The following is a 14633-nucleotide window of genomic DNA, read 5'->3' as shown; positions in this document are numbered from 1 at the left end:
CAGGCCCCGGACAACGGTGGAGAGCAGCTAGTACGCCATATAGTTGAGGGATTTCATGATAAGGGCGAAACCCATGGCGAACATGCCGGATAGCCCCATGCCACATGAAAACCCTGCAAGGAGCACCGGTGCATACTGACGCCACATCGGCCCGAATTTTTTCAGGAAAAAATATCTTCCCAGCAGAGCGCCGGCGACTTCAAGGACCATACCGTGAGGAGTTGATTGGCCAAGGCCACGCACTACACCGTAAATGAGCAGTATAGGAAGTCCCAGAAAACTGAGCATCATATACATCAGCAGACCAAAGCCAAGACCGGTAAAGATGGTTGAGCCGTCCAGCGCCTGGTAGAACATGGAGTTGCCTTCCAGGGTGGAGGTCTGCATCAGTAAAGTATTCAGGGCTTGGAGATGCCAGAGTTCCTGGGCGAAAGGATAGCTGGCAGATGGGATGGGAGCCAGTCGCCAGATAAACTGGGAAAACATCAGGCTGGCGATCATCACCACAGGGAAAACCAGCAGCTCTGCTTTGATGATTCCACGGATCGAGGTACCGGTCAGTTCTATCTGCCTGAATTGTACGGTTGCTTCACCGTAATTGTGGATAGGGATAGGGGCGTACCAGATCTCGATGCCCTGATAGCCGAAAAAACGTGCCCCGGCAATGAAACTCGCCTCTCGTACCAGTGGCAGGCTGACAAACTGGCCGGCTATTCCTTCCATGCGTGCGGTTATGTAACTGATTATCGGGGTGTAGATAAAGCCATAGGCAAGGAAGAAAATCCAGGGGAATGACGGTACCAGCCAGACACAGAGCCCAACGTAGGCTAGGGTGGAAAATAGATAGATAGCGATGGATATCCAGAAGTTGAAATCCCCCCTCCCCGGAGGCGGGTTGAAAAGATCGTGCAGTGAACCGCGCTGGTCTTTGCCGGCTCTGAACGAGCGGACAACCGACCAGACACCGATGCAGCCAATCGCAAGGCCCAGACCGATGCCGAAGCTCATATAAAAATCAAAATTATTGGCAAATACGGTGTCTACCGTGGCCATGCCCGGATGCCATCGTTCAAGAATGCCCCATGAATAGAGGAGCGGGTTGAGAATGATGGTAATTATCAAACCGATAAGCCCGCCAATTACTGCCCAGAAGGGGAGAACCATGCCTACGAACATGAGGCCGAGGTCGAGCTGCAGCCCCGTTGCCACTGCGGGAAGGAAGCCTTCGGTGTAACTGGTCAGTTCTATCCAGGGGATGGGAATCAGTCGGATCTGTTCTGTGAAAATGAGTCCGGTGATGATGGGCAGCACCACATAGATGCTCCCGAAAATAAGTCCAATCATTCCGCCGATGGAAAATACCCGCCATTTCCAGCTTTTTTCACGCTCTTCTGTCGACTCGGCCAGCGCCATTGTGCCGAGAGCGGCAACAGGTGCCATTGGAAAAGGCAGCCGTTCCACATCCGAAGTTATCCTGTACAACGCGTAACCGAGACCAAAGTGATCGATGCGCTGAATGATCTGGGAGCCGACCAACAGCAATATAGGGATCAGCCAGTCACGATGGAAAAAGGTCCGCTCAACCATGGAGGCAGAGTCAGCGCCCGGTGCCACCCAGGTGGGAATGAACTCGGTGACTCCGAGCATGCGTGATGCATCAGATTGAACCAGGTACTGGTTCCATAGCAAACCGGAAAAAGGGGAGGCAAGTGCGGCACCTGCCATATAATAAAGCAGGAAAATTTCCTGTTGTTTAAGGTCGGAGTGGGCACGCTTAGCGATTTCGGCAAAGAGTATGATGGTAACCCAGCGGGCGGCAGGACCAATACCCTGGCCGATGACAAGCTGCAGGTACATGGAACCGGGCATCATCAGGAAGCCGATGAAGATGGCGCCGATGATGGTCTTCCAGTCAAAACCCTCCTCAAAGTGGGTTGGCGGTGGAAGCAGATCCCGATATTCTTTTAATTCCTTGTCATCATACATGGTCGCGTAATTGTATTATTTAAAGCTAATCGGGCAGCACCTTGTAGCTGGTACCGGTATACAGGCCGACAATAGCCCAGCCCCCGCCCATCAGGAAGTCTCCGATAATCAGGCCAATGAAGAAGAACTGCAGCTTTCGAAACAGGTGTATCCCGCCATAGCGCATGCAGAGGGCATTGCATGCCCAGCCAATAAAAAAGCTGACCCAGAGGATACGCATCGCTGAGCTATATGCGGTAAGGTAGCCGATGGGGTGAATTGGCCACCAGTAGAGCCGGTGGTAGCAGACAACCAGCACCAGCATGATGAGCGCACCGATCAAGGCGAAGATAAAGACCCAGGTTCCGGACTCCACTGGTGCGGAGATGAGTCTGTTAATGTTTTCAAAAACCGCCAGTGTCGTCCGATTTGCCCATTCGAGCTGGAGCTCCCTGATGCCGAATCGATAGCAGAGCAGCATCATGGCAACTACTGAGGCAACGGTGCTGAGTAGTATGGTCAATACAAGTGAACCGAAGAGTATGAATGCCGGTTGACGATTCTGATGAATACTCCTGCCATGAACCAGGGAGGGCATGAGGGATTCGCGTAAGTCGACAAAAAGAGCTTTCTGGCTCATGCCGGCCAGTAGACCTCCGGTGCCGGCAAAGAGCTTGGTACCGAACAGGGCAATGAGGCCATCCATGGGAGCGGCGGTCAGGGTAAAATAGGCCAGACCACCCTGGCAGATAATGCGGGCTGCGACCAGGCTGATCATGAAGAATGCGCCAACCAGCAGACCCGCGGTGACGACGTTCATCCCCAACCAGACGTACCAGGCTATTATGCCGGCTCCTCCCAGAAAAAGTCCCCAAAACGATAAGCGGACATCAAACCACTCGGAGCGAACGGCTGATGGTGGCATCAGCAGGAATGATTGTTTGGTTACCGTCAACAGGTGATGACGGGCAAGCCAGACCAGAAACAGAAAAAACACTCCATAGGCACCGATCATCTGCATTTCTTCCGGGCGTGTCAGGGTTGGGCCAAAGGTAATGCCGAGTTCCGATTGAGGGATGGAGTAGCCGAGCAGGTTCAGCACTCCAAAGAACAGCCCGCCAATCAGAAAAAAGAACCAGAAAGAGAAAGAGATCTGGCGGGAGGTGAGAAAGGCGAAGCCTATGAAGGCAGGATAAAAATAGAGTTTGAGTTTACTGAATCCAACCAGCAGACCGCTTTCTGCTATATAGGGTGCAGCCAGCAGTAAGGTTGGTATCGGAGGGATAGTTGGATAATAAACACTGAGGCCATTGATGAGATGCAGGAACACTGGCAGGCTGATGCCGGCGATCAGGAACTTATTGAAAAAGAGCGCACCAAATTCATTGTTGTCCAGGGCGCTGCTGATGGTTTGTGGTACCTTGAGCAATGGAAAATTCATACGCTCATTGTGGATCCATTGTCGTGAAATGAGATTCACCAGGCAAATCATGACTCCGTAACTGAGAAAGATAAACACACTCCAGAGTAACAAGGGCTTCAACCAGTCTACCCAGGGAATCTGCCCGGCAAGTTCAAACCATCCCATACCACGGCCACCCGGAATACCCGTGTATAGGAGCTCTATGGATTCAGGATCGGTGGGGCTGAGCGCTGGTGGAAGCAGCGGATGAAGTGTCTGTTGCCAGCGGTTGCCCAGGGTGGCGTAATGATACGGTGCGGTCAAATTGATTAAAAATGTCCGTGCCAGGCCTGTGTAGGCTATTCCGGAGCCGATAACCATCTGCATCCAGACGATGAGCAACTCCACACCGGTGAGAATTTGCAGTGATGAGTGGATCTTGCCGAGCAGGTAGACGAGAAGAGACAGCAGAAGGAAAACAAAAAAGGGTGCGAGGGGGAAGTGCCCGCCGCCTAATGGAGTAGCCTGGAGGTAAATGTTATTGAACGGGGTAATGGCGCAAATGCCGATAGCCATGACAAGCCCGAGCAATGGCGCCCGAAACCTGATAGGGAGAGCATCTCTGGCTGTGGAATTTTCGCTCATTCAGGCGGTCTCCATGGTGATGTGTGCTCCCTCGGTTCCAGACTCTTTTCCCGCTGAAACGAGTTGGAATGCTGCGGCAAGATCAGCATGCTCTTCAGGGGTAAGGGATCGCCAGACCAACAACTGTTTGCGCAGATCATTAAGGAATACAGTGTTAATCCTGCGCCAGATTTGGGCTTCTCCGGATTTACGCTTGAGAGTTACTTTGATGGACAGATACTCACGTCCCTCCTGGGCTGGACAGAATTGAACATCAACAAGTTGCATTATGCCAAAATCAAAAGGTGCAAGCCAGACGTTGGCGCGCAGGTGCAGGCATAGAAGTTCACTCGGTTTTGATGAATTGTCTACCATCTGGCGCAGTTCGTCCAGGGTTGAACAGCTGAAAATGACATCTACAGGGCCGGTTGAGAAAATGCCGTGTGAGATATCCTGATGCCCTGTGAAATATTCGTGAATGAAGCCGCCAATACTTTCATGTTCATGATATTTCATGAGAAATGGTAATGTTACGGAGATGGTGTTATTGACAGGTTGGGGCAAGGTAAAGGTGCGTTCTACGTCGGGTATCGCTATTCGCGAAGCAACTTTGGCAGGGTAGATAACTGAGACCAGAACCACCAGAATTACCAGGGCCATGGCAGCAACACCGGCCAGCGATGAATAATTGACCGTTATGCCCTGCCAGAGTGTGGTGTGTGATAAGAGGAATGCAGAGACTTGAGCTATCACATAGCCGAGTACGACGGAGATTACTGCCAGGGCAATAGCCTCAGCCACAAACAGAAACGCTACGTGCGAGGGTGCAAGGCCGACGGAAGTATAGATTGCTATTTCGTTTTTTCGTTCGTAAACAGAGCTGATCATGGTGTTCAGTACGATCAGCACGGAGATGAGAAGCGGTACAATGATATTGGGAACACCACTGTAATTGATGGTATCACTGACGTTGTAGAGAAAGACTCCGTCGTTCTCACCGGTGAAAATGGCCAGGCTGAAACGGTCAGACAGCTCTTTTGCCAGTTTGTCTATCGCCTCGCCGGACTCTGGCTTAACTGCGATACTCTTTAAGCTGCCGCCTGCAGCCAGGAGGGAATTCGCAGGGATAATGGCGACCTGGCTCGCTGGAATATGGGTATATCGGCTTTGAAAGAGCCTGATGTCTTCACCGGATTCAAGCGCTTCCTGCTCTGTTTCTGTGGTTGTTGCCCCGGCTTCCTGGGGGAACGTGACCGGAGTCAGGGGCTCACCATTGAGGTCTATGGCCTTTTCAAGTTTTTCTGCCGAAAAGGTGCCGACAACGGTAAAGTCTGCCCCCCAGAGTTTAACCTTGTATGTCAGCTTGTCTCTCATGACAGACGGATCGATCCCGAGCCGCCTGGCGGTATCATCTTCAAGTAAAATTACAGAGTTGTCATCATCGGTGAACCATCTGCCACTGGTAAGGATGTAATCCAGGCCGGTCACCGAAGGTTCCTGGGCGGTAAGGCCTATTAATCCCTGTATGGATGCGTCTCGTCCATCACGGACCAGGGGGGCATGGATGGTTTGTGATGGGTTACCCGCCTCAAGCCATACGCGGGTGGCAGGTTGCTCGATCGATTTCATCGAGTTGACCAGGATGTCAGTGGCCTGTGGCGGCAGACTTGCCCAGTTCAGCTTTTTGAGCAGCAATCCCTGGTACGGTGCCTGTGGCTGGAGCTGGAGCCTGTTTTCTTCACGATTGGATTTGATGGTGGTAAAGCTCATTATGGTGAAGGTGAGAATAATCAGGGTGGTGCAGGTAAGAATAGTCCTGAGTCTTCTCCTCCTGAGATTGGAGACGCCGAGGAAGAATGCCGCCACAAATGCTTTCCAGCGACTGATCTCATCCGGTCGTTTATGGGTGGACCGCTGCTGCAGCAGTGCCATCTCTTTTTCGAACCGAAAGAAGATGATAAGGGTGACCATAAGTGACAGGCCTATTATAAAAAAGGCGAGTATTACCACAAGTGGGCTGTAGGTGAGCTGAAAGGCCGGGTGTACCTGGTAAATAATGGCAATCAGGACGATGAGAATACCACTGAACCCGAGTATTCGTTTATAGATATTATTGAAGTTAAAAAGAAAACGCTCCATGCAAAAAGCGAAGGGAATAAAGAGAGCGATGTAGAACAGTACTCCGAATAATACGTCTTTCTGGCTTTTTTCAATCTGGGAATATACACGGGAAGCAATGGCCAGAGATTCAGAGGCTTTTTCTCTGCCGATGGAGTAGTTGAGTGCGGCAAAACCATTTTGGCTGGTTTTGAGGGCCTCGATGCCCCTTTGCTCCAGTCCATTGATTTTTTCATCAAATATACCGTGGGATTCGAGGTTTCTTATTCTTGGCTGCAAGAGTGACCAGGCATCGTGGGCGGCATGGAGCGTGGTGTTGGGAAGTTTGCTGTAGTCATTGACAGGGTACCCTAACCCCAGAGGCCGATCCTCAGTGCCATTGGTGAGAATCATTTTGGTGGTAAGGATGGTATCTGAAAGCGTCATCTTGAGCAGGGCGCCAGGCTCGAGATAAATTGAGGCGATGTTTGATTTTCTGGTATCGATTCGACTATACCAGAAATGCTGTGGTGGCGCGTCACGACGACCGTCGTAGAGTTGCAATTTCGTCATGTACTGAAAATTGCGAGGCTCAAGCAAGTCGAAGAATGTTGTTTCCCGGCTATTGAACATGACCAGGTCGGTACGCATCGATTTTCTGAGCATTTTCAGACGATAATTGTTCTTGCCGGTCGTGTTTTTATCGATAGCCCAGATAACGCTACCACTCTTGGGATCGAATTTGTAGCCTTCGATGATCAGCTTGTCAAAGACGTTCTTTTTGTCGGCGAGACCACGAATCTGAAATTGCCCGCGACCATCAACGGTGGCGTAGAAACGATTGAGCCCCTGATAGGCGAGGATGGTCGTTCCGGCCGCGGGAAAATCGGCAAATAACTCGCCTTGCAGCAGCAGGTTTGTCCTGGCGGTGGCATCCGCCAGCCCATCTCTTGGCAACCTGCCGGAGTTTAGGGTTGGAGCCCTGGCCAGGCCGTAAACGAGATCGGCCACCAGTGCTGCCTGGTTGGAACCGTTGGTCAGGTCGACTTTGTCCACTGTATCCCATGGCGTGCCCCATGATAATCGACCGTCACCGACGGTCACCAGACTGATGCCTATAAATCCGGCGAGGGAGCTTACTTCACCTCCAAGCTGCGGGTTGTCAAGAAACCAGGAGTCCCAAGGTCTCAGCCGTCCCGGGCGCAAGGTGTCATAATAGTTGTAGCTGGCGGGGGACGCTTCGCCGGCTTCCTTGAGTACATCGGCGATGGTTGAATAGATTCCCGTGCGATTGATGGTTGGTTTAAGCTTATAGAGCCAGCCGCGATGAAACCCGCCAACTCCGCTACCATGACTCGAGAGATGCAGGCTGACAACTGCGGCAATATCAAATCCCCTGACCGTCTGCCTGAAGCGGGTGGCGCTGATGAGGTTCTGGTATTGAATGTTCAGCTGAGAGAGTAGTTCCTGGTTATCGGAGAGTGCATCCGGAATAATGGATTGAAGAGTTTCTTCACCACCTGTGTCAAGATCATGAAATGTTTCGGCCCAGCTCAATTGCCTGAGTGCAAAACGTGTGGTGGCCTGCGTGGCTATCTCTGATCGGTATTTCTCACGATCTCCGGCTAAACGCAATTGCATAAGATCGCGAGAGATAGTGTCAATCTGATACTTGAGGTGTTTATTGATGATCTGGGCCAGCACCTTATCTCGTTCTTTATCCTCGCCGAGCGGGAATTCAAGGCTTCGGAGGAGAGCGCTTTGTTCCTCAAGCGTCTTGATATCTTTTTCCAGTTCCCGACGGGTGTTGCGCAGTTCTCTGGAGCGCGTATCAAGGGACCAGATCATCTCCCGCATACCGGCAAGGGATTGGGCATGGCCGCTGGTAGCAACCAGCAGCACGGATCTGGCCGGCGGATTTTCAACCAGCTCCTCGGCAAGATAGAGCAGGGTGGCAAGCGAGAGTGCGGCATCGGCCCCGGGCGCGCGGCCTGTAACAAACTCGGGCGTATCATAAAAAGCTTCGATTATGAGAAGCTCATCCTGCAAGTCCTCATCGCTGCCGTTGATAACTGCATAGATATTTCTGGTGATTCCATTTTTCCAGGCTATGTCAGCAGTGAGGGTAACGGAATCGGCAATTTTACCGCCATCGGCCTGGCCGGGCAGGCTATTACCGAAAATGGTCTCGGTCATCCCTTCATCAAGCCAGAAACAGGGAAATTGCAAAGGAGAGAGTTCCTGTTTTTCCCAAAAGTAGAAGCTGGCGCGGGTGGCCTCCCTATCGATAAAAATGAGAGCGCGGGCGCCAAGGCTGGCGAGAGTCTGCCAGTTACGTGATGAATTGAACTCCATCAGGACGATAGCGCCGGCAATATCCTTGCCGTTCAACTCTTCGAGTGAACCTTTTCCTACGTAGTAGAGTGGTCCCTCAAGGGTACCGTCTTTTTCACCAGTGGCGCCCGGGGTGATGGCGTTATTAGGAAAGGGGTGGAGAGGGTGCGTCACTCCCTTGAAATTGATGGTGGCCCCCCGGGATTGACGTGAGGTAATCTCAAAATTATGACTTTCGGGTTTGAGACCCAGAGAGATGAAATGATCTTCTATCAGGCGGGCAGCAGATTCGACACCTTCGCTGCCTATGGCTCTACTGGAAAATGTGCTGACTTTGTTGAGTGTTTCTCGTATAAATTCAGGCCCTGCTGATTGGGCAGAGCTCTGAGCTTCCGGTGCAAAGAGCAGCAGAGCGCCACATATCAACTGCAGCAGCGTGGCTATATGAAGATGGGAGAATCGCTGCATACGAATCCTCAACAAGATCAATTCGGGTAGTTTCTTTTACGAGTTGGAACTTTCCAACCCTCCAGTTTTAATTTCCAGTTCAGATCGTTCCTGAATTTTGTCTATCCTGCCGTCACGAATCCAGACCACCTGATCGGAAACATTGAGCATCTTATAATCATGGGTAGCAGAAATAACGGTAACCCCATAGGCGGTGCTGAGTTCCTTGAGCAGCTTGATAATGTCTTCGCCTGTTTTCAGATCGAGATTGCCGGTGGGCTCATCGGCAAGAATTATTGAGGGGTTATTTGCAAGTGCCCGGGCAACCGCGACACGTTGCTGCTGGCCACCGGAAAGCTCAGAAGGCCGATGGCTGTGTCTGTTCTCCAGGCCTACCAGTTCCAATAACTCCATCCCTCGCTCCAGGGAATCATCATGTGATGCTCCGGCAAAGGTCATGGGGATAGTAACATTTTCGAGTGCCGTCATAACCGGGATCAGGTTGAAGGTTTGAAAGATATAGCCGATTTTACGACACCTGAGCCAGGCAAGTTCATACGCGTCCAGCTGAGCGATATCTACCTCGTCGATGAAAACCTTGCCGCCACTGGGCTTATCCAGCCCACCTATCATGTTGAAAAGAGTTGATTTGCCTGAGCCGGAAGGGCCCATTATAGAAATATACTTTCCCGTCTCGATTTCCAGATCTATGCCCTTGAGAACTTGTATGACATGTTTGCCCAAATCGAAGTCCTTGGTAACTCCGGTAACGCGGACGATATGCTTTTTAGTCATGCTGCTGAGCCTTTTCTATTTATGGGTTAGCCCGAATTCCTCTTGAACACCTGTAAATCTATCAACCTTTTGCGATTATTAAGTTTTCAGAATGTTCACCCTGGGCCACAGTCGGCCGGTTTCGTATCGGCTATCATTGGCAAGATCATTGTTCCACCCTCATGGCGTCGACAGGTTGCATTTTTGCTGCCAGCAGAGCGGGGTAAAGCACGCCAAGCAGGCTGAGCACGGTACCGGTTGCCAGGGTGATGCCCATACTGACGAGCAGATCCGAAACGGGAAAGTTGGCAAAAATGGTTAAGCCAAAACGAAACAACCCATTGGTTACAGCTGCAATAACGCCAAGTACAACTCCTGCCAGTGAACCGGTAACTCCCTGCATGATTGCTTCAAGGACAAAAAGTCGAACTATAATGCTGTCGAGAGCTCCCAGGCATTTCAACGTGCCAATTTCTCTGAATCGTTCGGTAACCGACATCAGCTGGGCGTTGACAATTCCGACAACACAGACCAGCAGGGAGAGGAAAACTATCCAGCGCTGTTTCGCTGAAGTGCCGAGGGCGGATTGACCTGGTTTAATGTCGTACCCGGCATTTTGCAGCTGTTGAATGTTGTTTGGCTCGCCCGATTGCAGCAGACTTTCAGCGAGATCATTACCGGTAAAAATGAAGCAGAGAAAGGCAACGGCCAGAACCAGGCTGGTTGTGGTGATGAGAGAACGAAAAAAGCGAACCTTTATTGACTGAAAGGCAATCTGTATAGACTTCCCCAGTGGTAAACTGACAATGCGGTGAATGTTCTCTGCCATGGTGAGAGCCTCATGCCGGTATCAGGTAACGATGGTTTGTTCGCTCATCGCAGTGTGGTTATTCAACATCCCTGCACGTTAGCAATAAACTAAGGTGGCAGGCCCGGTTGTCAATAAGCCTTTATCTGTACGGTTTAGTTTAAGTTATCTGTATTTCGATCTGGCTGGTTTTTTTGAAACAGTGAATACCTATAGCAGGTGAATATAGGTATTCACTCAGCGGCAGTTGGTGTCGCTGAACCAGAGCGGCTTATGTGAGTATTCCTATGTGTGATGTCTCTTATGAAAAGTCCTGAAAGAGGCATGGCTCGCACGTGTTTTTTTGCGCAACTTCAGTGAGCAGCAGATCAAGCAGATGAAAGGCATGATCGTTCATCAGCTGATGATGGATCATTATACCACAGTAGCCGCTGCCAAGAGCAGTGTGGAGCTGGTCGAACAACTTGTCGGCAGCACGCTCGGATGAGTTCTCTTTTCCGGTATGGAGGTCGACATTGACATCAATACCGGCAATAGTGTCTGTGAAATCAGGTTGTGCTCCTGTAAACCGCGATATCGCATTAAAATTGAGGGATTTCAGAATCTGGGCGGTGTCCAGGCTGCAACGATTCCAGGGCGGGGTAAAATAGGGAGAAAACTTATCCTGCAGCAGCTCCTGTAAACGGCTCTGGCCCAGTTCGAGATGATGGCCTACCTCTTCCCGCGAGCGGGCAGGACCGAATTCCTGTTTTTTACCCGATGGTTCAAAATTTTTATGTAATCTGCCATGTTGATGCCAGCACCATTGTGAATCGTCTGAGCCGGTTAGGCTGAGAAGTTCCCGGGTTCGCCGGGCAGTGAGCCAGGCCGGCACTACAGCAAGGCAGAGTGGCATGTAATGTTTTTGGAAAAGCTGAATGAGTTTTGTGAACTTCTTCGAGGGAACGCCGATATCATCTGCCCGGAAGAAGACCCGTATTTTGGCATCATGGGCAGCAGATCTTTGCCAGTTGTCAATTGCCTGGTCAAAGATCGTTCCTAATCTGTTTGAGAGGTTGGGGATTTCTTTCTGGTAAAGAATCGGGATAGTGTAATTCATCAGGTTCGCCCAACTTTTTGATGGAAGGTTTCAATAATGGCCAGAGTATTGTTGGCACCATCCAGGTCTATTGTTGAACGTGTCCTGGGCAGTAGTGTCATCAGCCGCATGAGGTCCTGCAAATTCTCAGCTACCAGTTCATCGTTGGTTAAAACCTTTATAGCACCCTTTGTGCTGAGCCGCTCTGCACGAAATCTTTGTTCCTGGTTTTGCGCAAAAGGTAAAACGATGGCTGGAACGCCGCACTGTACAATATCCATGCAGGTGTTGTACCCGGCCATGGAGATGGAAAGATCGGCCGCCTGTAACCAGTCCTGAAACCTGTTGCTGAAGCGGAGCAGTGTCGCCCGCTCAGGAAGCTCTGCACTGAGAGTCTGGAAAATATGTTCATCCAGATACGGGCCGGCAAACGCGACCAGATGATAAAAATACTCATCATCTGGCAGTTGATTAAACGCGGCAAGACTGAGCTTCAGGAGCTGTGACCCTACATTGCCGCCGCCAATGCTGACGACAATAAGTTTATCTTTACCTCCCAATCCCAATTCATGGCGAAGTTTGGGACGAAAACCCGGCTGATAACTTTTGGTCACAAACCCGGTATAGGCGATAGGGATCGTAATATCATTATACCTTGAAAACGTTTCATCAAGCGTAATGACTTCAGGATCTGAATGAATGAGCAGCCCATCAAACAAACTGTTTGTGGTGTCAAGCGCCCGTGCTTCAAATTTTTCTTTGTCATCAGGGCGTTCGACAAGGATATCCCGTAAGCTGATATAACATTTGCAATCAGGATTGTAGAGGCCATTGCGGATGTCCCTGAGCAATGGATCGAGTTCAAAGCGAAAGGCTTTTCTGCCAAACGGATACAGCTCGACGATGAAGATCTCTGGGGCCCAGTCGGTGAAAAATTGTCTTAAATTTGCGAGTCGCAGTTTTTTGACATCGCTGAGTTCGAGGTCGTTGTCGACTGGTTGCAGATTCTTAAACTCGGCATCCATTTTCAGGCCGGGAAGCTGAAAAACTGAGAGCGTATCAGGAATTTCCGAGACCGCAGGTCCGCCAAGAATCAGGGTGACCTCATGACGAAGCGCCAGAGCCTGGCAAATTGCAATACTGCGGTGTACATGACCGATTCCAAGTACATGCTGACAGTAATAGGCAATTCTCAATGAGCTCATGACTCGTCTTGCTCCAGGGGAATGTTGAGTTGGCCGAGGGTATAATTTTTGTGGTAGGCGATAGTATGCATAGTGTCCTTTTGCAGGAGAGGTGGCTCATCCTCCATAAATTTTCGATTTGCAATAGCATAGATGGCACACTTTATGACACCCAGATGACAGACTACCAGGGTGTTGTCTGCCGGGTTGCTGAGCCGGTGATTGAGCAGGGCTTGAAAAAGGCGATCACGTACCGCCCTACGGCTCTCGCCTCCAGGTGCCTGGAAATCCCAGCCCCTTTTGACTTGAAGCCCAAGTTCCTCAGGGAACTGCTGGTACACATCCTTAACCCTCATCCCTTCCCATTTCCCCCAGTTCTGTTCCCGGAGATTCTGGTCAGTGGTGACTGGCAGCTTGAGTATTTCATTCAGTATCCCGACCGACTGCTGCACTCTGCCAAGGTCGCTGCAGAGGATATGCTGCCAGTTCTGGCGCTGAAGCTGCACAGCCCACTGCCTGAGGGTAGCGATTCCCTTGTCGGTAAGAGGTGAGTCGCCGTGGCCCTGGACTCGCTTTTCTTTATTCCAGGTTGTTTCCCCATGTCTGAACAGGCCGTATTTGAAAGTGCTACGAGATGATAAATCCATGACTGCCTTCAGTTGATCATTCTCAGGTGCGGTTGATTTTCGAAGATCTCTGCCAGTTTCAGCAGCCAACGCGTATTGTCGAAGCGTTCGTTCACCCATTCTTTACCGTTGCTGATAAAGGTATTTCTGAGAGATTCGTCTTCCATGATCTCAAGTATTGCCCTGGCGAGCTGATCAGGATTACGAGGCTCGACTGTTCGACCAGTCTGCCCGTCTATGATGATTTCCGGGATTGCAGAAACATTGGTCGAAATGGCAGGTACCCCCATGGCAAGACTCTCAACCAACACATTGGGAATACCATCGCGATCTCCGTTTTCTGCGATCTCACAGGGCAGTATAAAAAGGTCTGTCTGGCTGAACTGGGTGAGGACGTCATCGTGAGTGCGGGTGCCAAGCCAGGAACACGAATCGGTCAAATTAAGCGTACAGATAAGATCGAGAATTTTTTCTCTGTCGTCACCGTCACCGATGAGAACATGATTGAAAGCCACTCCCTGTTGCTTGAGGATTGCCAGTGCCTGGTAGAGGGTTGGCAGCCCTTTTTTCTCGGTAAGCCTTGCGATGGTAAAAAACTTGTATGGTTCCCGGACCGGATGCGGTTGCTTGATATTGTTAAAGAGAGCCAGATCAATACCATGGTAAATGCAGTGTATTGGCGTGTTGCATCCACCCGAGATTGACTGAAGATATTTTTCGTTAGCCTGGGTGCAGGTTACTACGAAATCAGCCGCTTCAATTTTCTCGGCCAGTTGGTTGGGGTTTGAGGTGTAGATATCCTTGGCATGAGCGGTGAAACTAAATGGTTTATTGGCAAGAATTGCCGCAAACATCGTAACCGAGGTGGGAGAATGGGCAAAGTGGCCGTGTAGATGATGTATGGTGGAGTCAGTGCGTAGAAAGTGCCATGTCATATACCCTGCTTGCAGCATATGCTTTAACGTAGCGAGTTTTCTGGTCCTGTTGAACCTGCGTCTGGCGAGTTTGAGAGCAGCGCGATATGCGGAAGGGCATTGAGCCGCAAGAAAAATATTTGGAGTGATGAGTCTGGGGAAATCAAGCAAAAGTTCTGTCGGCAGATAGTCGACTCGAGCTTTGATTTTCTTTACAGAATCGTGACTAAAGTTTTCCCGTGGATGCCGCATGGAGAAAATTCTCAGGGAAAAGCCGTGTTGTTCCAGCTGCAGAATCTCATTGGAAATAAAAGTCTCAGAAATTCTGGGGTACCCTTTCAATATATATGCAATCTTGGAAGTTGTGTAATTCATTTAAG

9 protein-coding genes are annotated in these 14633 nt (G+C 50.4%); all 9 read right to left on the bottom strand.

Annotation, left to right across the window (positions count from 1 at the left end):
- Nucleotides 1-27: 27 nt before the first annotated feature.
- Nucleotides 28-1986, bottom strand: coding sequence for a peptide transporter (locus FCL45_RS22390; protein WP_136795572.1), 1959 nt, complete (start codon nucleotides 1984-1986; stop codon nucleotides 28-30).
- A 25-nt stretch (nucleotides 1987-2011) separates the two neighbouring features.
- Entirely contained in the window at nucleotides 2012-4012 is a 2001-nt protein-coding gene (locus FCL45_RS22385; RefSeq protein ID WP_136795571.1) for a DUF6785 family protein, read from the bottom strand.
- Nucleotides 4013-8890, bottom strand: a complete 4878-nt coding sequence (locus FCL45_RS22380; protein WP_136795570.1) for an FtsX-like permease family protein — start codon at nucleotides 8888-8890, stop codon at nucleotides 4013-4015. It lies immediately after the preceding gene.
- Nucleotides 8891-8926: 36 nt separating this feature from the next.
- Nucleotides 8927-9664, bottom strand: coding sequence for an ABC transporter ATP-binding protein (locus tag FCL45_RS22375; protein ID WP_136795569.1), 738 nt, complete (start codon nucleotides 9662-9664; stop codon nucleotides 8927-8929).
- Nucleotides 9665-9809: 145 nt separating this feature from the next.
- Nucleotides 9810-10472, bottom strand: a complete 663-nt coding sequence (locus FCL45_RS22370) for an ABC transporter permease (protein ID WP_136795568.1) — start codon at nucleotides 10470-10472, stop codon at nucleotides 9810-9812.
- A 280-nt stretch (nucleotides 10473-10752) separates the two neighbouring features.
- Nucleotides 10753-11550, bottom strand: coding sequence for a polysaccharide deacetylase family protein (locus FCL45_RS22365; protein WP_136795567.1), 798 nt, complete (start codon nucleotides 11548-11550; stop codon nucleotides 10753-10755).
- Nucleotides 11550-12734, bottom strand: coding sequence for a glycosyltransferase family protein (locus FCL45_RS22360; protein ID WP_136795566.1), 1185 nt, complete (start codon nucleotides 12732-12734; stop codon nucleotides 11550-11552). The genes FCL45_RS22365 and FCL45_RS22360 overlap by 1 nt, the downstream gene beginning before the upstream one ends.
- A complete protein-coding gene (locus tag FCL45_RS22355) occupies nucleotides 12731-13360 on the bottom strand; it encodes a histidine phosphatase family protein (protein WP_167495634.1) in 630 nt (209 codons plus the stop codon). Before FCL45_RS22355 ends, FCL45_RS22360 begins: the two co-directional genes overlap by 4 nt.
- 8 nt (nucleotides 13361-13368) lie before the next feature.
- A complete protein-coding gene (locus tag FCL45_RS22350; RefSeq protein ID WP_136795564.1) occupies nucleotides 13369-14628 on the bottom strand; it encodes a glycosyltransferase family 4 protein in 1260 nt (419 codons plus the stop codon).
- Nucleotides 14629-14633: the final 5 nt, after the last annotated feature.

The organism is Desulfosediminicola ganghwensis (genome assembly GCF_005116675.2).
Classification (GTDB): Bacteria; Desulfobacterota; Desulfobulbia; order Desulfobulbales; family Desulfocapsaceae; genus Desulfopila; species Desulfopila ganghwensis.
Note: the sequence above shows the minus strand (reverse complement) of the source record. Positions and strands in the feature narration are given on the sequence as shown.